Here is a 25145-nt window from a genome sequence, read left to right as displayed (position 1 = left end):
TTTTATAAAAAAGAGCGATTTTGCAATGCTTGACCTAAGGTCATACTATCAAGATACTCAAGCTCACCGCCCATCGGCACCCCTTGTGCCAGGCGAGTGACTTTTTTGACATGGCGACTGGTCGCCTCGCTAATAAAATGCGCCGTTGTTTGACCTTCTACTGTGGTTCCTGTCGCTAGTATCAGCTCCTCTACCGGCTCTTCTTTGACCCGCCAGACCAGCTGATCGATATTGAGATCATCGGCACTAATGCCATCGATAGGCGATAGATGACCGCCCAAGACAAAATACAGGCCGCGGTAGCCAGCTGTTTGTTCAATCGCCATCACATCAGCTGCCGTTTCCACCACACACAGCTGAGTGCTATCGCGTCTTGGATCTTGACACAGCGGGCAGATACTCTCATCACTGAAGCTATGACAGCGCTGACACTCAACGATTTCACGCATCGCCTCATCCAAAGCTTGGGCTAGTGCCATACCTTGCGGGCGTTTTTTGCTGAGTAAATGCAAAGCCATACGCTGCGCACTTTTTTGACCGACACCAGGCAGTATACGCAGCTGCTTGACCAGCTGATCGAATTTGACAGTAAGCAAATTATTATCCTTTCACTATTATAAAACGGACTCTATAACTTAAATTCCAGTTATAAAAATGGGGTCATATCATCACGATAACAACCCCATCTATTGACTGCTAAAGTCAGTATTTATAAGCTTTTTGTGTTATCCAACAATGAATAACCGCTTAGAACATGCCTTGCATACCTGGTGGTAGACCCATACCTGAGGTCGCGCCAGCCATAGTTTCTTCGTATAGCTCATCTGCCTGACGAACGGCATCATTAATAGCGGCGGCGATAAGATCTTCGATCATATCAGGCTCGTCCTCTAATAAACTAGGGTCGATAGATAAACGCTTGACCACATGGCGGCCGGTCATGGTGACTTTGACGAGGCCACTGCCTGCTTCTGCCTGTACTTCTTTATTGGCCAGCTCTTTTTTGGCCGTCTCAACATTGGCTTCGACTTTTTTTTGCATGGTTTGTGCTTGTTGCATCAAGGCTTGAATATTCATAAATATCTCTTTGTCTTTTATAATAAAAATTGATGGCTATAGCGTAAGATAGGGTATCAGTTTAAGATAGAGTATCTTTGCAAATCAGCCAATCGTCTAAAACTGCTCGTATCAAACCAATTATACCGTTATCTTTATAAACTGTCTAAGCCGCGAGCCAAGTCTTTGATGATATCTTCAACATCCTCGAGCCCTACCGACAGTCGAATTAAACTATCATTGACCCCTGCCTCAGCGCGAGCTTCAGGCGTTAAGCGAAAATGAGTGGTGGTCGCAGGATGAGTAATCGTCGTCTTAGCATCGCCTAAATTATTAGTAATAGAGATCATTTGTGTCGCATCTATCACCTGCCAAGCGGCAGCTTTGCCATCTTGCGTACCATTATCAGAATCAGTCACTTTGACTTCAAAACCCATAATCGCGCCATAAGCGCCGGGCATATGGTGCTGGCGTGTCGCAAGCTCGTGCGCTGGGTGATCTTTTAGACCGGAGAAATGCACGGTGCTAACGTTTGGATGATTCACCAAAAACTCAGCTACTTGATTGGCATTATTACAGTGGGCTTGCATGCGTAGTTTGAGAGTCTCAAGCCCTTTGGTAAATACCCAAGCGTTAAAAGGACTCATGCTGATACCGCCTGAACGTACCACGGTAAAGGCCTCTTGCATCAGTTTATCGCTACCGACTAAGGCGCCGCCTAAGACTCGGCCTTGACCATCTAAATACTTAGTCGCCGAATGAATGACCACATCGGCGCCTAAGTCTAACGGACGCTGTATCACTGGTGACGCAAAGCAATTATCGACAACGAATAAGATATCATTGGCCTTTGAGAGCTCACTCAAAAAGCCAATATCGCAGATTTGCGCCAGCGGATTACTCGGACTTTCGCAGTAGATGAGCTTAGTGTTGGGCTGTACGGCTGCCGCCCAAGCGTCATTGTCAAAGCAATCAACGTAACTGACCTCGACGCCGAACTTGGCCATATAGTTATTGAAAAGGCCAATGGACGACCCAAACAGCTGATTGGCCGCCAGCAAGTGATCGCCCGTCTTTAGGTAAGCCAAACACATGGTCAAAATAGCGCCCATGCCAGAAGCGGTTGCCACTGCGCGCTCACCGTTTTCGAGTGCTGCTAGGCGGCGCTCAAAGGTGCGCACGCTTGGGTTAGTATGGCGCGAATAAACGTTACCCGTCTTAGTACCATTAAAATGCGCGGCGGCATCACTCGCCGACGTATAGACATAGGAGCTGGTCGTAAAAATGGCTTCTGAATGTTCACCCTCATCGGTGCGATGTTGTCCGGCACGTACGGCGATGGTTTGCATACCATAATCAAGGCTCAAATCTAAAGCATCTGAGCGCCAGTTATTATCCAAACTACTATCGTTGCTATTTTGTTGTGCTGGCGATTGGCTCATAAGTGTTCCGTAGTGAAAATTGAGGCTACAAGGAGGATAGATACCGCTATTGGTTATCGTTTTAAACTGCACAATATCATATCATGCCTCTGCTTTTCAGACATCTGCTAAGCTTTTTTTCGTAACTAGGCTTTAAGCCTTTGTCGTACATAAGCCCTTGCTACGAATTAAAAAATTTAACGTATTTTTTATAGGCAGATACCCTTGTACCTGCTAAGCTTGGCAAAAATATTTGTGCGAGTTGCTAAAATGTATAACTTTTTTAGTTATTACTCACATACTTGTTAAGCACGATATGATTATGTGTAGAGTCATATTAATACTGCTTCAATACTGTAATGGATACTGCCATTAATTCAGTACTGATACTGTGTATTACTAATAATGGCATGGTAGTAGACCGCTAAGCCAATCTTTTGAGTTCATTGAGGCCACCTTATGATGTCGATGTTGGATGTTTATTCTAGTAAATTGACGATGAGCCTTACTCTTGGGTTGTCATTGAGTTTAGTTGGCTGTCAAATCTTACCGAAACAACCGCACTTAGCAGAGAGTAAAGCGCTATCTGAGCGGGTTAATGCTATGTATACAAATAACAGCATAAAAGATCAAGATGAGTCAAATATTTTAAATTCACGCTTGGACTCAGGTGTTGAAGATGACAACGTCAATACTGAAACCGATGATACCGCCAATGCTGATAATAATACTGACTTAGTCGCCGCTATTAGTGAGCAAAACAAAATCCATCCTGATTTATCAGGGTATCATCCGATTGTCACCGGAGCCAATGCTTTTGCCTCTCGTAGCATATTGACCGATATGGCGACTCGTAATATCGACGCTCAATACTACATTTGGCATGACGATCAGGCCGGTCAACTACTACTAAAAGACTTATGGGAAGCGGCTGAGCGCGGCGTTATCGTGCGCTTATTGATAGATGACTTTAATAGTAGTGCCGCACTTGATCAGCAGTTATTACGTTTCTCCAGTCATCCTAATATAGCAGTAAGAATTACTAACCCTTTAATGCATCGTAAGTTTCAAGCGCTAAACTTCGTCACTGGTCTGCCGCGTATCAACCGGCGCATGCATAATAAAAGCATGACTTTTGATAAACAAATCACTATCATCGGTGGCCGCAATATCGGTAACGAGTACTTAAGTAACGATCAAAACAGCCAATTTGCTGATTTAGACGTACTTCTTATCGGTAAAGTGGTCGCGGATATTGATAATAGCTTTGGCAGTTATTGGTCAGCGCCTATTTCTTACGATATTGAGACGTTAGTGACTTTAGATAAAGATGGACCTACGGACTTTATCGCAGGGCTTGATCAACTTGATAAAAATGAGAAAAGCGATAGCCAAAGTAGCGTATCGGTATATAAGTCAGCGATTGAAGACTCTTCTATCGATACTGATTTATTGAATAAGCGCATTCCCTTTCGCTGGACGGATATGCAGTTTTTGAGTGACGATGTGGGTAAGCTTACCAAGTCTGTTCCTGCAGATACCAATTTGGTGCAGCAGCTACGGACTTTGCTTGGACGCCCTTCTAAAGAGCTGACAATCATCTCTTCTTATTTTGTGCCTACCAAAGATGGTGTCGATACGTTAGTAGATCTGGCCAACTCTGGTATCAGCATAAAGATACTGACCAACTCTTTTGATGCCACCGATGTAACCGCCGTGCATTCTGGCTATAGCCAGTGGCGACCTAAGCTCCTCAAATCCGGTATCAAGATATATGAGCTAAAATCCACAGCCAGTGAAGAAGATCGCGAAAACAAGTTGTGGAAAGCGCGAAGTCAATCTTCAACTAGCTTACATGCTAAAACCTTTGCCATTGATGATCATCAAGTCTTTATTGGCTCCTATAATGTCGATCCGCGCTCAGCAAATATCAATACGGAGATGGGCGTTATCATCAATGATGATGAGCTAGCGCGTCAACTTCATGAAGCGCTCGGTGATGACTTACTGAGTCAAGCTTATGAAGTCAAGTTGACCGATGACAATCATTTGCAATGGCATACTATGGAAAACGGTAAGAGGAAGGTTTATGAGACTGAACCGCGGGTGGATTTGTCCGATCATATTTGGCTAACTATTATGTCTTGGTTACCTATTGATTGGCTGCTATAAACATCCCCTAGCCTATAGTTGCTACACTTTTTTTATTTACCCTCTATTTTATCTCAGCTCAATCATGACTTTTTATTTATCGTCGACGGTTATGGTGATGACCGTTGTAATGCTTTGCTTGTATATGGAAAAAAACCGACCATGCCCTCTCGCCCTCAATATGCGCTTATGTCTGGTAAAGATAAAAACATGGTGATTTTTGTCTGCTTGACTAGCGCTATCACTTTTTTTGACTTTTTGATTTATTTGTATATGGCAGATTATATTTCTTCTGCTTTTTTTCCAGCCAATATTGATCCTCGCGTCACTCGTTTGCAAGGGTTAGGGTTATTCGCTATCGGTTATTTAGCTCGCCCACTTGGTGGTATTATTTTTGGCCGCTATGGTGATATTAAGGGACGTAAGCCCTTATTACTCATGAGTATGCTTGCTACTGCTCTTTGTATGATAGCTATGGCGATACTACCAACCTATGCTCACTGGGGCATAATAGCGCCTATTTTATTTATTTTTTTGCGCTTGATACAGGGGATGGCGTTTGGCGTTTATGTGCCTTTGGCTTGGATTTATATTGCTGAACAAGTCCCGCGTCAGTATCTATCAGTGGGCTGTAGCTATGTGACGGCGAGCTTTTTTTTAGGCGTATTATTCTCCAATGCTTTTTTTGTCTGGCTAAACGGATCGATGACTCCTGTTCAGTTATTAGATTATGGCTGGCGTGTGCCCTTTGCTGCTGCTGCTCTGTTAAGCCTTTTACCCCTACTTGCATGGCGTTTTATTAACGAATCACCTTTTTTTATTGAAATGCAAGCAAGGAAACCTTTAAAAGAGATCAGGCAGCCGCTCACTTTACTATTTAAGCACTGCAAGCACTCTATCTTTTTAGGCCTTTTGCTCAGTTTTGTGATTGCTAGCATCACTACGGTAGTGGCTTTACTACTGCCAAGCCTAATCGAGTTACGTTTTGTCTTGGATAGTGATCTGTTTGGTTTTTCGCATAGCTTGGGCATTGTGTTTATGATTTTTGGCTGTGTCTTTTATGGCATTGTGTCCAACTATGAAAATTTTGGTAAAATTTTAGTTTTTGGCTCGGTTTTGTTAATCGGCCAGATGTTTGCCTTTTATTATCATCTGCAAACCGGTGGCGATTACATCTTGATTATGTACGCTTTACTCGGGTTTTTTGCTGGAATTGTGGGCATGATACCAGCTATCTTTGTACAGTTATTTCCGACTAACGTACGCCTCACAGGTCTTGCTTTATCTTATAATGTGATGTATGCAATCGTGGGCGGACTTTTGCCTTTTGCACTGGGTTATGCCACCTCTTATATTAGCTTCTCACCTGCTCTGTATATCGCTTTTATCGGTGCGATGAGTATTATGGTTGGTTTGTATTTTTATCATCTGCCAGAATCGAGACAACTTAACCGAGTGATTTAATGGCGCTATGCACTTTAACTTTGAATAATACCGATAATAAAAAAGCTACCATCAGTTCAATTTAAAATGCATATAGCTCTGTTAGATAGGCCCTAATGCTTTATTAAAATGAAGGCTGCGCTGAACAAGAGGCTTTGTTAAACAAATAGTTAAAAACGTTTTGAAAAAGAGTTCTATAGTTATGATAGATATGACCAACAAACGCTTATCAGTCGCGCCGATGATCGACTGGACAACGACTGACTACCGTTATTTTGCGCGCCTGTTCAATCCTCACGTTTATCTTTATACGGAGATGATTAGCACGGGGGCGATCATATATGGTAACCGCGAGCGTCACTTGCGTTTTGATGACCGCGAACACCCTATTGTCCTGCAATTAGGCGGTGCAGATAGCGCGGATATGACCCAGTGCGCCGAATTTGCGCAGCAGCATGGTTATGATGAGGTCAATATCAATGTCGGCTGCCCCTCCGATCGAGTACAGCACAATAAGATAGGCGCTTGCTTGATGGCGGAACCTGATACCGTTGCAAGCTTAGTTAAGCATATGCAAGCGGCGGTCGATATTCCGGTAACGGTCAAACATCGCATCGGTATCGATGACTTTGATAGTTATGAGTTTATGAAGGAGTTCGTTGAGACAGTGGCAGCGGCGGGCTGTACGCGCTTTATTGTCCATGCTCGTACCGCTTGGCTACAAGGTCTCAGCCCAAAGCAAAACCGCGAAATACCGCCTCTGCGCTATGAGGATGTCTACCGGCTTAAGCAAGAATTTCCTGAGCTTGATATCGAGATCAATGGCGGTATCGAAAGCGTACAAGATATCGTAGACCACCTAGAGCACATCGATGGGGTGATGATCGGCCGCGCTTTTTATCAAAACCCTTATCTGCTCGCAGAGGCCAATAGCTTATGGGGCGAGCCTGCGCCAAAACGCTCTGATATCTTGGCTGAGATGTACCCTTATCTGCGTCAGCAAATCGAGCTTGGCGAAGCGCTACCGACGATGGCGCGGCATTATTTAGGCCTCTTTCAAGGCTTGAATGGCGCGCGCAAGTGGCGACAGGCTTTAAGTGGTAAACCCAGTTTGACCATTGAGGATATTGAACGAGCCGCCACAGAAGTGCTCGCGCTAAATCCTGGAATTTAAGTATCGCTACGTACGCCTAAAAACTTATCAGCTGATAAAAACTACCCTTAGCATTCGTTAATGCTAGAGCATAAATCAGTCACAAACGCGCATCAAGTTAAGCAGCTTGCGCTAGATACTGCCACATCGCCAAGCCGTTATTGCAGATATGTAGAGCTATCGGCAATAGGAGCGAGCCCGACTTGTAGCGCGCATAACAAAATATAAAGGCGAGCACGACGATAGTGCTGATCTCATAGAGCCCATATTGCAGATGCATAATCGCGAATACTAAGCTAGTAATCAGACTTGCCATCAGTGCGCCGTGCGCTTCTGATTGTGCTAGGCCTTCAGCTTTCGATAGCCCTCTTTTATCAAATTTTATGGCAAACTGCTCTTTGAGCGCTGACCAAATAATGCCTCGAAACAACAGCTCTTCATAGATAGGTGCAATCACTACCATCGCAATAATCAACAGCCATACCGAGCTGACTGAAGCATACAAAGGATCAACGAACAGCGAAGGGGATTTATCCAACCAGTATGTCAGCGCTTGACTACCAATCATAAACAGTAATAGTAGCCCAAAGCTGCCGATAGCGACTTTTAGTGAGAACGACTTGAGCGCTAAATAATCGCTGACTTGCGCGCCTTTTAAGCGAATGATAGGCGCTATTAAAGCGCTCAAAAATACACCGCTAAAGACAATCGAGCTACTAACGATCGTGCCATCGCCGCTAGCAAAATAAAATAAATCAGCCGCCGTTTGTGATTTAGTGGAGGGTAATAATAGCTTACCAGCGATATAAATACCTAATAGCTGACTGCCAAAAAAAGCAAACACCATTCCTACTAGCAGCGCTAAAGCTTCCCATAAAGAAAATAGCGGCGGCGCTTTTGCTGTTTGCTTGATCGCGTCTGGTAGGTTTGCAGATTTCGACATATATAATGACTCAAAAAAATAAGCGACGCCATTTCACAGAACAGCTTTAGCATTAAGACTTGCTATTATTTAGACATCTGCTGCTCGATGATATCTAGCACCACTGCTGACACTGAGTCTGGATACTCAAGCGGGAACATATGACCGCCTTTGTGAGTCTGAAAGTCTATCCCTAAGCGCGCTTTGACTTGCTGCGGGAATTTACGTTTCAAAAATAAACTTGCCTCGCCAATGACGAGCTTAACGGGCGGCTTGGGAGCTTCATTAGGAGTCAACCAATACATCGATGGATTGGTTCGAAACACCGCCACCTCATTTTTCTTGGAGATCGCTAACGTCACTTTGCCATCAGCTCGCTCATGTAAGCCGTGCTCGATATACCCTTTAAAGCTGCGCTCATCGAAATTTTTAAAGAAGCTTTTGTGACGCATTTGCTCGTAAGCGTCATCGCGGCTCTCCCAAACATCACGGCGATGTTTTGAGATGCCTGAGGGTGAAAATTTATCCATTGAGCGGTGATTCATCATTGGCACTTTATCTAGCGTCTTTGCCAAATGCATAAATAAACTATTACGCCCATATATCAAAGGCGGATCCATAAGCACTGCTTGCTTGAAGTGTTTGGGCGCACGGTACAGCGCTTGCAAAGTACACAACGCTCCCAGAGAATGCCCAACCGCGACGACTTGTGCCACGCCATGACGCGTGCAAGCCTCTGCTACACTATCGACGACTTGCTGGGTCAGACTGCGCCAATTATCGTCCACCGGATAGCCGCTTGTTTCACCTAACATAGGGATATATTCAATAGTGAAAAATTCAGCGAGCCCGGCAAAAAAAGGCGCATAAACGGCGCTTGGCATGCCATTGGCATGGGCGAAATGCAGTACTGGCTTTTGGGTTATCTTTGATACTGGCAGGGACGCAAACCTTTGCGCCTTATGGTCATTCTCACTCATATAAGCTCTCTATTATTTTGATTATTAAAATATATTTATAGGATAGTGGATTAAAGGGACTAAAACTAAACTTAGTTATAGCAAAAGGCTGAGCTATTTACTAGCTCAGCCCGGATACTGATAAATTCAAAACCAACTTTATAGTAGACACCCTTAACGCATCTCAGCGCTGCCCTCTTGCTGCCCTAATACATCAAGGTTAATACTTGAGCCGACACCTGCGCCTAATTTTACCGCAAAGCGGTCCATAAACAGCTGGAACGGATCTACAGGCGTATAGTTCACCACATTATCAAGCTCAAGCTGCTTCTCTAAACTGCTGATACTGCCTTTTTTGTCCGCTAGTCCTAAAGCGATCGACTGCTCACCAGTCCAAAATAGCCCTGAGAATAGTTTATTGGCTTCAGGATCTTTGAGGCGATCGCCGCGACCTTCTTTTACTGCATTGATAAAGTGTTTATGGGTATTGGCTAATACATCTTCGACATGCTGCTCTTCATAATCCGTTAGTGGTCGCGATAGGCTTAAGATATCTTTGTATTCGCCAGCAGTAATCGTACGATCTTCCACCCCAACTTTGTCCATTAACCCTTCGATGTTGTAGCTAGGCATGATGACGCCGATAGAGCCGACTAGACTTGAAGGATTCACATATATCTCATCGGCTGCCGAGGCAATATAATAAGCCCCAGACGCACCGATATCACCGATGACCGCATAGAGTTTTTTATCAGGATACTCGGCGCGCAGATCTATCATCGTTTGCCATATCTCGTCCGACTGCACCGGAGAGCCGCCAGGAGAGTTGATATCTAAAGCTACCGCCTTCGAATTCGGGTTTTCAAAAGCGCGTGTTAAAGCTTCATTAACGTCATAAGCATTGGCAATATCACCATTACTGATGACGCCTTGTAGCTCCACTACCGCCAAATGCGGCGAGCTGGTATCCATCCCTTCTAACCCGGTAGGCGTTTTGGTGCTACAGCCACGACTAAAAGTGAAGAATAATAATAAAATATAACCAAAGGTAAGCAGCTTAAAGAAGATACTCCAACGCCTTGAGCGGCGCTGCTCTTCAACACTAGCTAATAAGGTTTTTTCGATAAGACGCCATTCTTGTCCGCTGGGCTGATTGGCCGGTACCTGCTGCAGAGGTACTGGCTGATTCGCCGAATTGTCAGGACGTTTATTAGGGTCTGGTGGCCAGTTGGGCATATAACTTCCTAAGTGAGATCGATCTAAAACAAAATACAACTATCGTATATAAAAGCGCGTCAAATTATAACTGATTGAGGGCTTGCTAAGTATGGTGACATTGTCACTAAGGTTCAATAGTAAAATATGAGCTTATTGCAGCGATACTGTTAGAGGTTGTCTATTGGCCTAGCTATTGACTACAATTACTCATCAGCCTGAATGGTTAGCGCCACTTCCAAAGGCTGCTCATCGTAAGTCAGTACTTGTTCAGTCTGCTGCGCCATTAACACCTCTGCAGATACCGCTGAGCTACTATGACTCAGCCAAGTTATTGAACTAAAATCTGCTTGACTCATATCAAAAGCTAAAGGCTCAGCCGCGCATAATAATGACCACAATTGCCAACTGCGCTTATGAGTGGCAACATCGAGAATAAGTCGTGATAAAGCTGTCGCGTCGGTCTTGGTCTCATCCAGAACAGTGTCACTCAAAACAGTATTATCCGAGGCAGTCTCAGTCAAACCAGATAACCTTTTATTACTGACAAGCGTTTTTACAGTGGCTTGAGTAGGCTGCTGAGGGTTGCTAGCATTATAATGCACGACAGTTATCGGCGATTGACTAGCAATAGCTAGACTACAATCCCAAACGCTAGCATCATCAATCTCGCTCCAACCAGTGAGTGCCTGCAGCTTTAACTGACCATTTAACGCTTGCCACTCTTGACCTTGCTGACAGTCTTGCGCACTGACAAGAGGGTTAGCGCTAGTTACTGTTAGTGCATCTTGTAGCGCTTGCCAGCGCTCATGTTGCCCTGCTTGCCAATACTGCGCTGTCGGTCGCTGTTGGCTTAAGAGTGCTACGCTTAAAGGTAATAAAGATATTCCTTGCGGGACCGACTGACGGTTACTGTCTGTAGATTTAGAAGGCACACTAGTAGTCATAGTGGCAGCGCTGCTTTGTACAATAATACCATCTAGATGTTTGATCGCTAAGGTGCGCAGCTGCTGCTCTAACTGTCCGACTAATTTTTCAGCCGTCAGCGTACTTGGCATATTGCGCTCACCTTGCACTCTATGATCGGCCAAAAACAGCCAATTTATCTTATCTTGGCCCAATTTTTGGTCTAATGATGGTTTACTAGCTTTGCTTTGATTGTCTATGTCTTTATCATTAGGATAAATGAGTACCGCCGCCGTTATATGGCGATCTCCTGTCGGCAGTATATAAAGTGTTGGCGCCTGGGAGAAAGACTGCTGATTGCTATAAATCGCCATCGACAAAAGTGTCAGTGGCACTAAGGAGAACCAGCGACTAATGACCCCTCGTGGGAGTAGCCAAGGCAAGAGCATTAGCGCCGCCATCAGTAACATAGCGAAGTTAATGGGGGTGTATAACCAAGCGCTATTTAGCACAGGTAGCGTCGTCAGCCATTCGATCAGTTGATGTAACTGACTGACGATAGCACTTACTAACGCCCAAATACTATCAGCAATGCTAGGTGCTAATAAATAGCACAGCCCGGCCAAAAGGTTCAGCGGTACAATAATCCAGCCGAATAAACCAATAGCAAATAGGTTAATCACAAGACCCCATAACGACGCCTTGCCAAACAGTAATAAAGTGATGGGAAGCAGCGCTATAAATAGCCAAAACTGTAATCTAAAAACGCGCTTAAATAATAGCCAACTTTTATGCTTTTGTGAGCTTACATTAATAAGACTTTGCTTATCTTTGCTGAGCTTAGACGCCTTTGTGGATAATGCAGGATAGGACGTGGTGGCAGCTGAGGACTGACTTGCGAGGGCGTCCTCATAATTGAGCAGCAATGCTACCGCAATAAATGACAGCCAATAGCCGGCTTGCCATAACACATACGGATCTAGCCAAGCCATAAAGATAGCTAGTGCTAATAACACCCGCAGAGTACTCATAGGCACTAACGTCAGACGTACCAAGCCTATCGCTAATAACATCCAAGCGGTACGCGCCGCTGGCACATCAAAGCCGGTAAATAACGCATAAATAAAAGCGGAGGCTATCATCACCCACCAGCGTACTTGCCAGCGCGGCAGCAGGCGATAAAGTGCCGGATAAAAGCGCTCGACTAACACCACCACCATAGCGGCTAGCATAATAGCCATAAACAGCACATGAGTGCCTGAAATCGCTAATAGATGCGAAATACCCGCTAGCTGATACAGATCTTTGGTTTCGCGATTGATTAAGCTGCGATCACCAGTAAGCAAACTCAAAGTCACTGCATCTGCTTGTTGTTCAGCAGCGCTTTTAGTGGACCAGTCTTGATAAAAGTGCTGACGTAGATGCAGACGCCAGCTATCAATAGTGATATGCATCCGCGCCCAAATAGAAGTAGAGTCACTAGCTACACCCGCCGACTGATTCGGATAGCTAATAGGGGCTGAGCTTAGCGTGATAATCGTCGCGGCCCCATCGATATGACGGGCGCGTAGCCAGCGATAGCTATCAAAACCAGTCGGATTATTTAGCGCTTGCTCGGAGCTGGCTAATGGCGCAAGCGCCAAGGTCATCAATACGCGCGCGCCCGGCTGCAGGCTATTTAACTCGGCTACACTAGGAGTATCGTTAGCCTTATTGGGGTATAAAATTAGCAATACCCGCCGATTTAATGACGCGCTATTTGGTTGCAGGATGTCATTAACCGTACTCTCAGTACTTTTTTCAGCTAATTGTTCAGCGCTAAGATCAGTGGTTAGCGGTACTATCTCGCTAAGAGTAGCGACCTGCCGATAGCCGCTATTGAATGTAGCATCGTACACGCTATCACTAATTCCCTCGATAGTGACCCAAGCTTGCACTCGCGCGGGCTCCGTTATTTTCGTACTCTCTAATTGCTGATGAGCAATGAGCGCTTGTAGTAAGCTACCGATGATTAAAGCCAGTACCAATGCTGCTACGATTAGATAGCGTAGCGGCTTAAACAAGCTAAGAATACGTGGGGTTGACGAGACTAGCTTTGAGGCTGTTTTTGAGGGGCTGTCAACAGAAATGGTATCTAATATAGGTAAGCTAATACGCTGCTGAAATAAGATAAGAGCGGTAGTGATGACAACAAGGAAGCAAGGTAAAAGTAGACTATAGCTAGTGTCTAATAAAGCTAAGCTCTGAGGCAAGGGAATAGCCGCTGCTATGGTTAATACGGCTGCCATAACGAGTATTATTAGCGTGCCAATCCCCCAATACATTGACACTCCTCGCTCGCTAATGTGAGTTTGTTCTATTATAAATCATAGAGCGTGTTGAATAGCAGTTTGCTATTTAAGCTTAGCGCTGACCATAGCATTCGCGCCTTTATTACCCTATACTATTTCATAACAAAATATTTATAATAAATATCGCTGTAAAAACACTTATCAAAAGCTTATTCATAAGCTTTAAGTCGCTATCCTCTAATCATAGCACTATTAATGATGATATACTTTTGTCTTAAAACATACTTGCCTACCGATTGGCTGGTTTTTTAGCAGCGGGCTTTAATTAATGACTGAAGGCAGGCTTGTGTCAAAAAAACGTCTGAAGAACCTACTTCCCACCCCTGAACAAATCCTACAGAGTCGCAGCTTAAAGGTCTTTGCGCCGCATTTGGGCGACCCTAGATTATGGCAGTTCAATCGCCACAGTCTAAATAAAGCTGTTTATATCGGGGTGCTTAGCGCTTTTTTTCCGCTACCTGGTCAGATGCTATTAGCCTTAATCGGCGCACTTATTTTTCGCGCAAACGTACCCATGGCGCTGGGTCTGACTTGGATCACCAACCCATTGACGACGCTGCCTATTTTTTATGCAGGCTACTATATTGGCGCAAAGATTATTGATGTGCCGATGATTAGCTTACGGCTGATTGGTAGGATGATTGCTGATTTTAGTCTATGGGTATTATCGGACGGTGCCAACCCTTTTATTATTCATAGCGGCACGGTATCGATTACCGCGTTTTGTCTTGGGCTGACTATCTTAGCTATTATTAGTAGCATTGTCTGCGGCTTGGCTTTCAAAGGCATCTGGCGTTATAAGACAGTGAGCAGTTGGCAAAAGCGTCAACGCTTGCCAACTGATAAACCGCCTAAACCTTAAGGCACTAAAGCCCAAAACGCCGCTAATTATTTTGATGTTCGTCTAACGCTTCAAGAATATTATCTTTAAAGTGACTGTCCATCACTTGTGTGGTAATAGCCTTGTCGTCTTTGGTTAAAGTATATTGCTTACCTGTCGCCGTCTCTTGTACTTCTAAATAATAATCCACCCCGGCTAAAGTAATAGCATCAAAAATCGCGGTCAATTGCTCTTTTTGTGCCTCTCTATCGACTTGCTCAAATGCTAAGGTATCGATATAAGGCAATAAAGGCTCCTCCCCTTCTTCTGCACTACCAAAAGCCGCGATTGGGTCATCTCCCTTATCCATAGTGTCACTCCTCAAAAGTAAATAATAGCAAAACCATACTATCGATTTATGTTAAAAACAACGGCTACTATTTATCCCTATCGTAGCTTTTCTAGCGGCTAAGTTGCTGAGCAGTTTCGACATGCCCTAGTAATTCTCCCAGTGACCATTACGTAATAGCAGCTGACGATCAGCAAGCGCCGCCAAACTGCGATCATGGGTCACCATAAGTAGCGCTGTTTTCATCGTGCTTTGCAGCTCCGATAATAGCCCAAACACGCTTTGCGCATTATCATAATCTAAGTTGCCTGTAGGCTCATCGGCTAAAATCAGCGACGGCTTAGTCACTAGCGCGCGAGCAATAGCTACCCGCTGACGCTCGCCGCCAGATAACTCGCCGGGCCTATGCTCTAAACGATGACCTAAGCCCACATTTTCTAAGATTTCAATCGCTTGCTGACGCGCCTCAGTAGTCGATACTTTTGGGCGCATAAGCAGCGGCATAGCGACATTTTCGATAGCGGTAAATTCAGCTAAAAGATGATGAAATTGGTAAATAAAGCCCAAATACTGATTACGCATCGCGCCGCGCTCAGTCTCATTCATATGATTAAGACACTGACCATGCAGCCACACCTCACCGCTAGTAGGCGTATCAAGACCGCCTAACAAGTGCAATAAAGTGCTTTTCCCCGAACCACTAGTACCGACGATAGCCACACGCTCGCCGGCGCTGATATTGAGATCCAAACCCGTGAGTACTTGGGTATGTACCGCTCCATCATCATAAATCTTATTAATATTGCTTGCCTTCAAAATAGCTGACATTGCGTATCCTTTATTCTTTAATTGCTGACAGTTGCTATATATTCACCTTCGACTACTTCGATATATTTACGTAGGCTATAAATAACCACATCATAGCCGAGTACAAGCTTGGTTACTCATAGCGTAACGTTTGGGCTGGCTGAATCTTGGCCGCCCGGCGCGCTGGATAAATAGTTGCTAAAAAGCTCAGGATAAACGAAGCACCGGTAATCAATACCACATCCGTTATACGCAGCTGTGAAGGCAGATAATTGACAAAATAAGCATCAAATAGGTTTAGGCCAAAAGCTTGATTGATAAAGCCTAAGATATCACTAACGGTCAGCGCAAATACAACCCCTAGTATCGTCCCTGCAACCGTACCGATAACGCCAATCACCACCCCTTGCACCATAAACACTTGGGTAATCAGACGTGGCGACGCACCAAAGGTCTTCAAAATAGCGATATCGGCCTTTTTGTCCGTCACTAGCATGACTAAGCTTGAAACAATGTTAAAAGCAGCGACTAAAATAATCAAAAACAGCAGTAAGCCGACCATAGCCTTTTCCATTTGGATAGCACCAAACAAGTTGCCATGGGTTTGGGTCCAGTCACTAGGATAAAGCTGAGGCGGAGCAATGCTAGCCGCTTTTTGCGCGGCAGCAGGCGCTTGGAAAATATCGTCAAGTTTTAAGCGAATACCTTGCGCGCCATCCGGTAGTCGTAGCAGTTTTGCCGCATCATTCATCGGAATAAAGGCCGCTAACGTGTTGACGTCTGGGCTAATATTAAAGATGCCGGTCAAAGTAAAGCGCTTAAATCTAGGAATGACGCCGGCAGGCGATGGCGAGGCTTCTGGCAGCACCAAAGTGACTTTGTCACCGATATTAAGACCGAGCGATTGCACCATCTCCTCCCCAAGAACGATATTGAAATCGCCGCTCTGTAGGGTATCAATACTCCCCTCCATCATATGATTATTGATAATGGAGACATTTTTTTCATACTCAGGCTCGATACCGGTGACCATAATCCCAGCCACTTGACCGTTCGCTGTTAGCATCCCTTGTAGTTGGATAAAGGGTGCTACCGCTGCCACTGCTGGATCTTCAGCCTTGATTCGATCGGCTAATGGCTGCCAATCATTAATCACCTCAGCTGAGGTGACGGTCGCTTGCGGCACCATACCAAGTATTCGGGTTTTTAGCTCTCGATCAAAGCCATTCATCACTGATAGCACAGTGATAAGGACGGCTACCCCCAAGGTCAAACCTATCATGGAAATTAGAGATATAAAGGAGATAAAGCGGTTACTGCGCTCGGCTCGAGTGTAACGCAAGCCAATAAATAATGCTAAAGGACGAAACATAGTCAAACTCTTTATCTTATTTATATGCGTCTCTATATCGTGACGACTCCCTTAAGCGAATAAGGCGAATAAAGCTTTGTAACTAAATAAACAGGCATATAAATAGGGTTTTAAACAGGTCTAATTGTTATCTAACCTATCAACATCCTGATAGGTTAATAAGACTGCCAAAAAAAGGGGATAGTTTGACACAATTTTATGAATATGTGCCAATGATTAGCATAAACTAATGGGGTTTTTTGGCAAACTCGCTTTGTTTGTGATTATTTTTTAGGAAGGGCTTGCTATTGTTTGCCATCATACCTATATATTGTATGCTAAAGACAAATGTCATTAACCCATCATTGTGGTACGACGGATAGCTTGACGTCATCGCAGCACGCTGAGCTTGGCAGTATGCTGAGCTTAATAGGAACGAGATATTATTTATATCAAAATATCATGCTCTCTTATTAGCTTGCTGCATTGAATACGACTTAGCGCTCACTATCCAACCTTACCGCTGATTTAAGTTTGAGTATCCTCATGACCATTAATTATCATTATAAAAACGTACAAGCCCCTACTAAGATCACCTTATCCGACGAACAAACTGCTGGTCATGCTGATCATTGGCGTATATTGACCGATGATATGAGTCAGGATGTGCCCGAATGGTTACAGCAAATGATCGAGCATGCGGCTATCCCCAAAGGCCTCAATAGCAATGTCAGTGCGACAGACAGCTGTCTATTATTATCTGAAGATCAGCCCTGCCACATCAATCAAGTTTTGGCTATGAAAGAGGGTCGTCCTGAGCGTTTTATCAACGCTTACCCTTGCATCGATAGCCCCTATGGACTGAACTGTAAAATCGAGCGTATTATCGCCAATGACAACTCTCATGATGCGGTACTACGCTTACGCAGCAGCGATGGCAGTATTATTTATGCATTTGATCAACTCTACACTGCTAACCGTCATCAATACCAGCAAGGCGCCTCTTACTTTGTGAATTTTAGCGCTTGGGCGCATGAGATCTCGATCAGCGAACAAAACGAGGTAATCAAAGTTGAAGATGAGGAAGCCATTCGCTATCATCGCGCCTTTAATGACATTGTCGCCACCAATGATGGAAAAATACCCGAAGATCTGCAGCAGCAAATTGCAGAGTGGCAGCCTGAGACTAAAGAGCAGATGGCTCCGGTCGAGATTAACCTAGGTCACATGTGCGCTTATCTGTTCGGCGATACTTTGGGCCAAGAGGATGAAGCTTGGTGTCAAGGACAAGTGCTAGGCAAGCAACAAACGGTCTTTAACGGTAAACCCGTTATTTTGTTTGATGTAGTGATCTTGCGTGAACAAGACGCCGATCCTTTTGTCGTCCGTATTGGCGCTTGTGAGACCGATGAGACGCGAGCGATTGCAGTGCACGACTATGTGCAGGCGAATATCTGGCTACAAGCAGCCATTTATAAAGAAAACCAGCAAGAAAAAGCGGCTAGTTAAAAAAAACAATATTAATAATGCCCGCAAAAAAAGCCCCAAAAGTTATGTTTGGGGCTTTTTTTGCGGGCTTAGATTTATACCTTTAGGAGGTTATAGCTAGAATGTATCCTCAGTATCGATTAACACACTCTAAAAACTAAGCTCTAAAAACAACACTCTAGCAAAAACTAAGCTAGCGTCGTCATTGACTTAATATCTTTAAACAGCGCTTTTTGCTCATCGCTTGGACGAGCCGTTTGTAGAGCCATCAATTGCGACATATCACCTTCGACGCGAATTTTACCACTCATAAAGGCACCCATAATCTCGTTCATATCGAAATCAGTGATAATCGACTGCAAAGTTTTATTATCAAGCAATAGTGTCGTTGTCGCCTCAGAGTTCAAGCCTTTATGCAATAAACCATTAGCGAAGTTACTTTCAATCACTTCATCACCGTCAGTGACTTTTAGGTTGATAACCATGTTTTCCAGTGCAGGAGGAAGGTTTAGCTCACCGGCTTCATTGCCCATTTTCTCTACTTCTTCAAACCAGGTATCCGTCAAAAAAACAGCCATATTCTTATCCTTAGTGAATACTTATTATTGATACTTATTATATTTATCTTATCATCGGTGTCAGTAGATAGAGTTGTCATCTTACTTATTTAACTCTCAAGCTATACATCGAATCTATAAACTAGACATTGATATAAACAGCGTCCATACAAGTATATTGAGTTGTCATCATTGTCATAAAACTATTTATACCGCTTTATTATAAGGGTGAGCTTAACTAGAAGTAAAACCTAATATCACCATTGATTGCCAAATGGTAACAAAATTTATCGCTTGGCTTTTACTTAGCAGGTTTTATTTACAGCATCAGTCGCAGACCAGCCCCCTTTAATACTTATTACTATTCTTATCCATGCGAATCAAACAGCGTACGTATTAGCCAAATAGACTTAGATATTCACATACAGGCGCCTCTATTTTATCTTTCAAGAGCTTATTAGGATAAGTTGCCCGATAAATTATTTACTAAAGAGTTTGTATTTTGGCGCAGGAGTTTGATGATATTTGATTAAGATTGCGTTACAATACCCTTAAACAGAGTCGGGAGTTTTAACTAAACGTTACCTGAGCGTGTTTTTTGTCAGCAGCCGCTAGCATATATCTGTTTTTTATCAGCTTATGAGACAGATAAATGTCCGATTGTATTTCAGTCCTTACTTGGCTAACCATTATCCAGTCAGTATTTAATGACCTAGTAACGGTAGCTTAATAACTTAGCTTCGTAATTAAGGTCTGAGTATGACAGTGTCTTATTAACTTTAACGATATATTAATCATCCTTACTTTGCTTAGTTGTGTTATTGGCCTTGGTGGCTATTTTACCGCTCAGTCAACGCTGAGATAGCAAAAGTTTGGCTCACTAGTTAATACACCGTTACAGTGATAGATAAGCCTGACAGCAGCATGCGCCGCAATCCCTATTCATTTGATAGCATCACCTCTTAACCTTGCTATCTTTTGGATATCGCAAAGCTTTAGTTAATTCTGTTGATAATTTAGGCTGTAAAGGAATCATCCAATGAGTTTACAAAACACAGCAGTCGCCCCTATAGACCGCGAGTATGAGATCACTATCGTAAGATTTTTTACGATTATGGCCGTCATCTGGGGCATCGTCGGCATGAGTATCGGTGTTTTCATTGCCTCACAATTGGCGTGGCCAGCACTTAACTTTGACATTCCATGGCTGACATTTAGTCGTCTAAGACCACTGCATACTAACGCGGTCATCTTTGCGTTCGGTGGCTGTGCCCTGTTCGCAACCTCTTATTATATCGTGCAGCGTACCTGTAAGACTCGATTGTTCGCCCCTTATTTAGCTTGGTTTACCTTTTGGGGTTGGCAGGCGGTTATCGTCTCAGCAGTCATTACATTACCGCTAGGGTTAACGTCGACTAAAGAGTATGCTGAGCTTGAATGGCCTATCGATATCTTGATTGCTTTAGTATGGATATCCTATGCTATCGTTTTCTTTGGTACGCTTATCAAACGCAAAACCTCACATATCTATGTCGCTAACTGGTTCTTTGCTGCCTTTATTATTACGATTGCCTTACTACATATCGTCAACAGTATGGCGATTCCCGTTAGTGCGTTCAAATCATACTCATTATTTGGCGGTGCGACCGATGCTATGGTGCAGTGGTGGTATGGGCATAATGCGGTTGGTTTTTATCTGACGGCAGCGTTCCTTGGGATGATGTATTACTTCGTTCCGGTGCAGATTGGTCGCCCGATCTATTCTTACCGCCTCTCTATCGTGCATTTTTGGGCCTTGATTGCCTCATATATGTGGGCCGGTGGTCACCATTTGCATTATTCAGCGCTACCAGATTGGACACAGTCGCTAGCTATGGTGTTCTCTATCATTTTATTCGCACCTTCTTGGGGCGGTATGATTAACGGTGTTCTTACCTTATCAGGTAGCTGGGACAAGCTGCGGACTGACCCGATTATTCGCTTTATGATTGTGGCCTTATCCTTCTATGCGATGTCGACATTTGAAGGTCCGATGATGTCTATTAAGACGGTCAACGCGCTCTCGCATAATACTGACTGGACGGTGGGTCACGTTCACTCAGGGGCGCTCGGCTGGGTTGGTTTGATTACTATTGGTTCTATATATGTCATGCTACCGCGTATTTATAATAAACCAAAAATGTATTCTATCAGTCTGATTACTACTCACTTTTGGCTGGCGACAGCAGGTACCATTTTCTATATCGTCTCGATGTGGATCTCAGGTATTGGTCAAGGCATGATGTGGCTTGCGACCAACCCTGATGGTACTTTGGTATACAGCTTTGTAGATACGGTTGAGTTCTCGCACTTCCCTTACATTGGCCGTGCATTTGGTGGTCTGTTATATGTATCGGGTATGTTTGTGATGGCCTATAACGTCTATCGTACTATTCAGATGCCTGAAGGGAAGCCGGTCGATATCGCTGACCCAACGGATCATGAACCTAGTGTTGACCAAACTTCGACAGCTAAAGTATAAGGAGCGATCATGGCTGGTACACCGCATGAAATTATTGAAAAAAATACAGGCTTGTTGGTCATCTTTATCGTTATCGCTATTAGCTTTGCAACGCTAGTCGAAATTGTACCGCTAATCTATGATAACAAGAGTCCAGAGGATGGCGGGGTAAATACACCGCTTCCTGCCATGGAGCCTTGGACGGCGCTTGAATTTGAAGGCCGCGACATTTATATTCGTGAAGGCTGTCACGTTTGCCACACCCAAATGGTTCGCCCTTTACGTGCCGAAGTTGAGCGTTATGGCCCCTACTCTCGTGCTGCAGAATCAACGTGGGATCACCCGTTCTTATGGGGATCGAAACGTACAGGTCCTGATCTAGCACGGGTTGGTGGTCGCTATTCGGAAGATTGGCAAAAGCAGCATCTCATTGCACCAAGATCTTTAGTTCCTGAGTCAGTCATGCCTGGTTTCCCATGGCTTGCCACTAACGAAGTGGACGGAGTCAAGGTTCAAGCCAAAATGCGCTTATTCCGCGATCGTTTTGGGGTTCCTTACACTGAAGAAGATATCGAAGGCGCACCTGATGTCGTACTTGGTGCTACTGAACTTGATGCTCTAGTCGCTTATTTACAGCAACTAGGTACAGCGATGGAAGGACAGCGCTAATGGGTATTGGTGAATTACAAACAATTGCAACTGTTGCTGCCTTCATCGCCTTTATTGGCGTTGCCTGGTGGGCTTATTCGCCAAAAAACAAAAAACGCTTCGAAGAAGATGCACAACTTGCGCTCGATGACGATCTCCGTGATGATCCGTCTGATGAGCAGCGCAATAAGGATAAATGATGACATTCTTTTGGAGTTCTTGGATTACCATACTCAGTATCGCTTGTTGGGCCGGTATTCTTGGCGTCTTATTATTTGTGCTCAAATATAAGCCCGATGTCGAGGAAGATGGCACTACTGGACACAGTTACGATGGTATTCAAGAATATGATAAACCGCTACCAAAATGGTGGTTAGTAATATTCTTTGGTTCAATTATTTGGGCAATCGCTTATTGGATTTTCTTCCCCGCTATTTTGCCAAAGCACTGGGACGGTATAGCTACGGTAGAAGTCGATGGCGAAACCGTGCCCTGGACCTCGCATAATGAGTTAGCCAGTGAGCTTGAAGCTAACGATAAGCTATTTACAGATAACTTTGAACAGAGCATTTTAGCTAAAGCTGGCGCGAGTGATGCGACAGCAATTTTGGATGAGCTTAGTAGCTTACAAACGACTTTGCGTCGTAGTGAAGAGCCGCCTGCAGATCTGCAAACTCAGATTGATGATAAAGTAGCAGCGCTTGCGCCTGCAGTTAAGAAACTATCGCAAGATTCCAATGCCCTCAAAGTAGGTAGCCGTTTATTCTTACAGAACTGCGCGGTCTGTCATGGTTCTAATGCTAAGGGCGCGGTAGGCTATCCCAACTTAACGGATAACGACTGGTTGTATGGCGGAGAGCCTGAAAACATCTTGACGACACTACATAAGGGTCGAGTGGGTGGTATGACGGCGTGGCGTGAGCAACTTGGCGAAGATGGTATTCGTTCAGTAGCTGAATACGTATTATCGCTATCCCCTAGTAAAGGTGGCGCAAGCAACGGCGAGCTGGATCGAACTTTGGTTGCTCAAGGCGAAAGTATATTTAAAGAGCCAACCAACTGTGTGCTTTGTCATGGCCCAGAGGGTAAAGGGATGATCTCTACTGGCGCGCCAAACTTAACCGATGATATTTGGTTATATGGCGGTGATCGTGAGACAGTACGAGATACTCTACGTTATGGCCGTGCCGGTGTGATGCCTGAGTGGGAGACTAAGTTAGGAAATGAGCGTATCATGCTTCTAGCCGCTTATGTCTACTCGCTTTCAGATAGATCTGCTGCTAACACCAGTAATATGACGACGACTAACACCGCATCAGCCACAACTAGCGATAATTAAGCTAGTCGTCAGACAGGTTTGGAAATAATAGCATTTTAGTAAAGGAGGACTGTCAATGCAGTTCTCCTTTTTTGATTAGCAGACTTTTTATGACTTAAGCGCTCTGAGCGCCTTAATATTATAGCTTTACGAATATTGCTATTTGTGATTATACCCCCATTTATATTAGGGAAAATGTTAAAATAACCATCCATAAAGACTAGTTTTCACCTTAGACTATGGCAACATTTTCTGTAGCGTCTCACCAGACTGCAAATTGATTCTTTTTTTAAAAAGAGGCAAGTTTATGTCAGCTCCACAACCAAATAAAATTCCTGTGCAACAAATAGATCTCGACGCGACTAAGCACCGAGTGCATCCCCGTTTTGTAACGGGGTTTTATCAAAATATTCGCGTCATTAGTATGTATTTCTTTTTGGCATTGTTTTTGCTGTTGCCATGGCTACGTTATGATGGCAGGCAGGCTATTTGGTTCGATGTACCTTCACAGCATTATTACATCTTTGGAATGACATTTTTAACCCAGGATTTTTACTTTATTGCTGCTTTTGCTCTTATCGCTGCTTTTACTTTATTTGTGGTAACCGTTTATGCAGGGCGAGTGTGGTGTGGCTATGCCTGTCCGCAAACCATTTGGACACATATGTTCCAGTATGTGGAAAAAATAGTGATCGGTGATCGCAATAAACGTATCAAATTTGATAAGTCGCCAATGGGGGCACAAAAAATCCTTAAGCGCTCGCTGATTTATTTTATCTGGTTTGTGTTTTCGATGATTACCGCAACCACTTTTGTTAGCTATGTATCAGGCACAGAAGCTCTGTATCAGAGCTGGCAAATGATTGGTTTCTTACCTTTTCCTGATTGGCCAACATGGATATGGGTATCGGTATTCATCTTCGCTTTCTCGACTTATGCCAACGCCGGCTATATGCGTGAGCAGATGTGTATTCAGATCTGTCCTTATGGTCGCTTCCAAAGCGTCATGTTCGATAAAGACACACTGATTGTCTCTTATGATTATGATCGCGGCGAGCCTCGCGGCGCGCGTAAAAAAGGTACGCATCCTGATGATTTAGGTGATTGTATCGAATGTCAGATGTGTGTGCAGGTCTGTCCTACCGGTATCGATATTCGTGATGGTCTGCAAGTTGCTTGTATTCAGTGCGCCGCTTGTATCGATGCGTGTAACGATATTATGGACAAGGTTGGCTATCCGCGTGGGCTTATCCGCTACACAACTGAGCGACAACTGGCTGAAAAAGAGCCTAGCCGTATATTGCGCCCGCGTTTATTTGCTTACTTAGCTCTGTTAACCATATTATGTGGTGGGCTCATATTTGCATTAACGGATCGGGTTCCATTAGAGATCGATATACGCCGTGACCGTAATCAGCTATCATCGCTGAATCAGCAGGGCATGATCGAAAACAGCTATGTGGTGAAACTCACTAATAAAACTCAAGACGAGCATACTTACAAAATCACTTTAGAACCTGAAGACGGTTTGAGTTTACAGCTGCGCTTCAATGATGTGCCACTAGTTGCTGGTGAAAGCTTCGATATGTCAGTGAGCATTTACGGAGATCCAGAAGTTGTCGAACCAGGACAAACACCTGTGACGCTCAATGTAGAGAGCGAAGATGGTCAATATAAAGTCAGTAAAGATAACGTCTTTACCACTCAAGGCCAGTTGTAGCCGATAATGG

The 25145-nt window shown here is 44.2% G+C and carries 21 protein-coding genes; 10 read left to right on the top strand and 11 right to left on the bottom strand.

Features of this window, described 5'->3' with window-relative positions; genetic code table 11:
• Positions 1-2: 2 nt before the first annotated feature.
• The 3 genes from recR to ACTXGJ_RS06475 form a co-directional block, all read right to left on the bottom strand.
• Positions 3-596 (bottom strand): recombination mediator RecR, encoded by a 594-nt coding sequence (recR, locus tag ACTXGJ_RS06485; RefSeq protein WP_439242484.1) that lies wholly within the window; start codon positions 594-596, stop codon positions 3-5.
• Between the two features lie 151 nt (positions 597-747).
• Positions 748-1077: a YbaB/EbfC family nucleoid-associated protein gene (locus ACTXGJ_RS06480; protein ID WP_443565411.1), complete on the bottom strand. Its 330-nt coding sequence runs from the start codon at positions 1075-1077 to the stop codon at positions 748-750.
• Positions 1078-1211: 134 nt separating this feature from the next.
• Positions 1212-2498: an O-succinylhomoserine sulfhydrylase gene (locus ACTXGJ_RS06475; RefSeq protein ID WP_443565410.1), complete on the bottom strand. Its 1287-nt coding sequence runs from the start codon at positions 2496-2498 to the stop codon at positions 1212-1214.
• Between the two features lie 447 nt (positions 2499-2945).
• Here ACTXGJ_RS06475 and ACTXGJ_RS06470 point away from each other — a divergent pair, with 447 nt between their 5' ends.
• From ACTXGJ_RS06470 to dusA, 3 genes are all read left to right on the top strand, one after another.
• Entirely contained in the window at positions 2946-4649 is a 1704-nt protein-coding gene (locus ACTXGJ_RS06470) for a phospholipase D family protein (RefSeq protein WP_443565439.1), read from the top strand.
• Between the two features lie 141 nt (positions 4650-4790).
• A complete protein-coding gene (locus tag ACTXGJ_RS06465; RefSeq protein ID WP_443565409.1) occupies positions 4791-6092 on the top strand; it encodes an MFS transporter in 1302 nt (433 codons plus the stop codon).
• Positions 6093-6273: 181 nt separating this feature from the next.
• A complete protein-coding gene (dusA, locus tag ACTXGJ_RS06460; RefSeq protein WP_443565408.1) occupies positions 6274-7245 on the top strand; it encodes a tRNA dihydrouridine(20/20a) synthase DusA in 972 nt (323 codons plus the stop codon).
• Positions 7246-7342: 97 nt separating this feature from the next.
• Here the strand turns inward: dusA and ACTXGJ_RS06455 are convergent, their stop codons facing one another.
• The 4 genes from ACTXGJ_RS06455 to ACTXGJ_RS06440 all read right to left on the bottom strand — a co-directional run bounded on the left by ACTXGJ_RS06455 (position 7343) and on the right by ACTXGJ_RS06440 (position 13550).
• Positions 7343-8167 carry a CPBP family intramembrane glutamic endopeptidase gene (locus ACTXGJ_RS06455; RefSeq protein ID WP_443565406.1) on the bottom strand — a complete coding sequence of 275 codons (825 nt, stop codon included), beginning with the start codon at positions 8165-8167 and terminating at the stop codon, positions 7343-7345.
• A gap of 65 nt (positions 8168-8232) precedes the next feature.
• Entirely contained in the window at positions 8233-9126 is an 894-nt protein-coding gene (locus ACTXGJ_RS06450) for an alpha/beta fold hydrolase (protein WP_439242497.1), read from the bottom strand.
• 153 nt (positions 9127-9279) lie between these two features.
• Complete coding sequence (gene sppA / locus ACTXGJ_RS06445) at positions 9280-10341, bottom strand: signal peptide peptidase SppA (protein WP_439242499.1); 1062 nt, start codon at positions 10339-10341, stop codon at positions 9280-9282.
• Between the two features lie 185 nt (positions 10342-10526).
• Complete coding sequence (locus ACTXGJ_RS06440; protein ID WP_443565405.1) at positions 10527-13550, bottom strand: ComEC/Rec2 family competence protein; 3024 nt, start codon at positions 13548-13550, stop codon at positions 10527-10529.
• Between the two features lie 313 nt (positions 13551-13863).
• On the opposite strand from ACTXGJ_RS06440, the gene ACTXGJ_RS06435 reads away from it, so the two are divergent.
• A complete protein-coding gene (locus tag ACTXGJ_RS06435; RefSeq protein ID WP_439242503.1) occupies positions 13864-14439 on the top strand; it encodes a DUF2062 domain-containing protein in 576 nt (191 codons plus the stop codon).
• Between the two features lie 22 nt (positions 14440-14461).
• On the opposite strand, the gene ACTXGJ_RS06430 is transcribed toward ACTXGJ_RS06435, so the two are convergent.
• The 3 genes from ACTXGJ_RS06430 to ACTXGJ_RS06420 form a co-directional block, all read right to left on the bottom strand.
• On the bottom strand, positions 14462-14767 hold the full coding sequence (locus tag ACTXGJ_RS06430) for a hypothetical protein (RefSeq protein ID WP_439242505.1): 306 nt from the start codon (positions 14765-14767) through the stop codon (positions 14462-14464).
• A gap of 126 nt (positions 14768-14893) precedes the next feature.
• Positions 14894-15574 (bottom strand): lipoprotein-releasing ABC transporter ATP-binding protein LolD, encoded by a 681-nt coding sequence (gene lolD / locus ACTXGJ_RS06425; RefSeq protein WP_439242507.1) that lies wholly within the window; start codon positions 15572-15574, stop codon positions 14894-14896.
• A 112-nt stretch (positions 15575-15686) separates the two neighbouring features.
• Complete coding sequence (locus tag ACTXGJ_RS06420) at positions 15687-16925, bottom strand: lipoprotein-releasing ABC transporter permease subunit (protein WP_439242509.1); 1239 nt, start codon at positions 16923-16925, stop codon at positions 15687-15689.
• Between the two features lie 525 nt (positions 16926-17450).
• Here ACTXGJ_RS06420 and ACTXGJ_RS06415 point away from each other — a divergent pair.
• Positions 17451-18413 (top strand): hypothetical protein, encoded by a 963-nt coding sequence (locus ACTXGJ_RS06415; protein WP_443565404.1) that lies wholly within the window; start codon positions 17451-17453, stop codon positions 18411-18413.
• 167 nt (positions 18414-18580) lie between these two features.
• On the opposite strand, the gene ACTXGJ_RS06410 is transcribed toward ACTXGJ_RS06415, so the two are convergent.
• Positions 18581-18970 carry an SCP2 sterol-binding domain-containing protein gene (locus ACTXGJ_RS06410; protein WP_439242515.1) on the bottom strand — a complete coding sequence of 130 codons (390 nt, stop codon included), beginning with the start codon at positions 18968-18970 and terminating at the stop codon, positions 18581-18583.
• A 1018-nt stretch (positions 18971-19988) separates the two neighbouring features.
• Between ACTXGJ_RS06410 and ccoN the strand changes: the two genes are divergently transcribed.
• From ccoN to ccoG, 5 genes are all read left to right on the top strand, one after another.
• The gene (ccoN, locus tag ACTXGJ_RS06405) at positions 19989-21470 is read left to right on the top strand and encodes a cytochrome-c oxidase, cbb3-type subunit I (protein WP_439242518.1); all 1482 of its coding nucleotides are present in this window, start codon (positions 19989-19991) and stop codon (positions 21468-21470) included.
• A 9-nt stretch (positions 21471-21479) separates the two neighbouring features.
• Positions 21480-22118, top strand: a complete 639-nt coding sequence (gene ccoO / locus ACTXGJ_RS06400) for a cytochrome-c oxidase, cbb3-type subunit II (RefSeq protein ID WP_439242521.1) — start codon at positions 21480-21482, stop codon at positions 22116-22118.
• Positions 22118-22297, top strand: a complete 180-nt coding sequence (locus tag ACTXGJ_RS06395) for a cbb3-type cytochrome oxidase subunit 3 (RefSeq protein WP_439242523.1) — start codon at positions 22118-22120, stop codon at positions 22295-22297. The genes ccoO and ACTXGJ_RS06395 overlap by 1 nt, the downstream gene beginning before the upstream one ends.
• Positions 22297-23436 (top strand): cytochrome-c oxidase, cbb3-type subunit III, encoded by a 1140-nt coding sequence (gene ccoP, locus ACTXGJ_RS06390; RefSeq protein ID WP_439242526.1) that lies wholly within the window; start codon positions 22297-22299, stop codon positions 23434-23436. Before ACTXGJ_RS06395 ends, ccoP begins: the two co-directional genes overlap by 1 nt.
• A gap of 286 nt (positions 23437-23722) precedes the next feature.
• A complete protein-coding gene (gene ccoG, locus ACTXGJ_RS06385; RefSeq protein WP_443565403.1) occupies positions 23723-25135 on the top strand; it encodes a cytochrome c oxidase accessory protein CcoG in 1413 nt (470 codons plus the stop codon).
• Positions 25136-25145 lie beyond the last annotated feature (10 nt).

It is taken from the genome of Psychrobacter sp. 1Y11, from assembly GCF_052259045.1.
GTDB lineage: Bacteria > Pseudomonadota > Gammaproteobacteria > Pseudomonadales > Moraxellaceae > Psychrobacter.
Note: the sequence above shows the minus strand (reverse complement) of the source record. Positions and strands in the feature narration are given on the sequence as shown.

What these genes read in the sequence shown, in the direction of transcription:
- ACTXGJ_RS06480 (WP_443565411.1), bottom strand. Translation starts at nt 1,077, where the DNA reads ATGAATATTCAAGCCTTGATGCAACAAGCACAAACCATGCAAAAAAAA.
- ACTXGJ_RS06475 (WP_443565410.1), bottom strand. Translation starts at nt 2,498, where the DNA reads ATGAGCCAATCGCCAGCACAACAAAATAGCAACGATAGTAGTTTGGAT.
- ACTXGJ_RS06470 (WP_443565439.1), top strand. Translation starts at nt 2,946, where the DNA reads ATGTTGGATGTTTATTCTAGTAAATTGACGATGAGCCTTACTCTTGGG.
- ACTXGJ_RS06465 (WP_443565409.1), top strand. Translation starts at nt 4,791, where the DNA reads ATGCCCTCTCGCCCTCAATATGCGCTTATGTCTGGTAAAGATAAAAAC.
- dusA (WP_443565408.1), top strand. Translation starts at nt 6,274, where the DNA reads ATGATAGATATGACCAACAAACGCTTATCAGTCGCGCCGATGATCGAC.
- ACTXGJ_RS06455 (WP_443565406.1), bottom strand. Translation starts at nt 8,167, where the DNA reads ATGTCGAAATCTGCAAACCTACCAGACGCGATCAAGCAAACAGCAAAA.
- ACTXGJ_RS06450 (WP_439242497.1), bottom strand. Translation starts at nt 9,126, where the DNA reads ATGAGTGAGAATGACCATAAGGCGCAAAGGTTTGCGTCCCTGCCAGTA.
- sppA (WP_439242499.1), bottom strand. Translation starts at nt 10,341, where the DNA reads ATGCCCAACTGGCCACCAGACCCTAATAAACGTCCTGACAATTCGGCG.
- ACTXGJ_RS06440 (WP_443565405.1), bottom strand. Translation starts at nt 13,550, where the DNA reads ATGTATTGGGGGATTGGCACGCTAATAATACTCGTTATGGCAGCCGTA.
- ACTXGJ_RS06430 (WP_439242505.1), bottom strand. Translation starts at nt 14,767, where the DNA reads ATGGATAAGGGAGATGACCCAATCGCGGCTTTTGGTAGTGCAGAAGAA.
- lolD (WP_439242507.1), bottom strand. Translation starts at nt 15,574, where the DNA reads ATGTCAGCTATTTTGAAGGCAAGCAATATTAATAAGATTTATGATGAT.
- ACTXGJ_RS06420 (WP_439242509.1), bottom strand. Translation starts at nt 16,925, where the DNA reads ATGTTTCGTCCTTTAGCATTATTTATTGGCTTGCGTTACACTCGAGCC.
- ACTXGJ_RS06415 (WP_443565404.1), top strand. Translation starts at nt 17,451, where the DNA reads ATGACCATTAATTATCATTATAAAAACGTACAAGCCCCTACTAAGATC.
- ACTXGJ_RS06410 (WP_439242515.1), bottom strand. Translation starts at nt 18,970, where the DNA reads ATGGCTGTTTTTTTGACGGATACCTGGTTTGAAGAAGTAGAGAAAATG.
- ccoN (WP_439242518.1), top strand. Translation starts at nt 19,989, where the DNA reads ATGAGTTTACAAAACACAGCAGTCGCCCCTATAGACCGCGAGTATGAG.
- ccoO (WP_439242521.1), top strand. Translation starts at nt 21,480, where the DNA reads ATGGCTGGTACACCGCATGAAATTATTGAAAAAAATACAGGCTTGTTG.
- ACTXGJ_RS06395 (WP_439242523.1), top strand. Translation starts at nt 22,118, where the DNA reads ATGGGTATTGGTGAATTACAAACAATTGCAACTGTTGCTGCCTTCATC.
- ccoP (WP_439242526.1), top strand. Translation starts at nt 22,297, where the DNA reads ATGACATTCTTTTGGAGTTCTTGGATTACCATACTCAGTATCGCTTGT.
- ccoG (WP_443565403.1), top strand. Translation starts at nt 23,723, where the DNA reads ATGTCAGCTCCACAACCAAATAAAATTCCTGTGCAACAAATAGATCTC.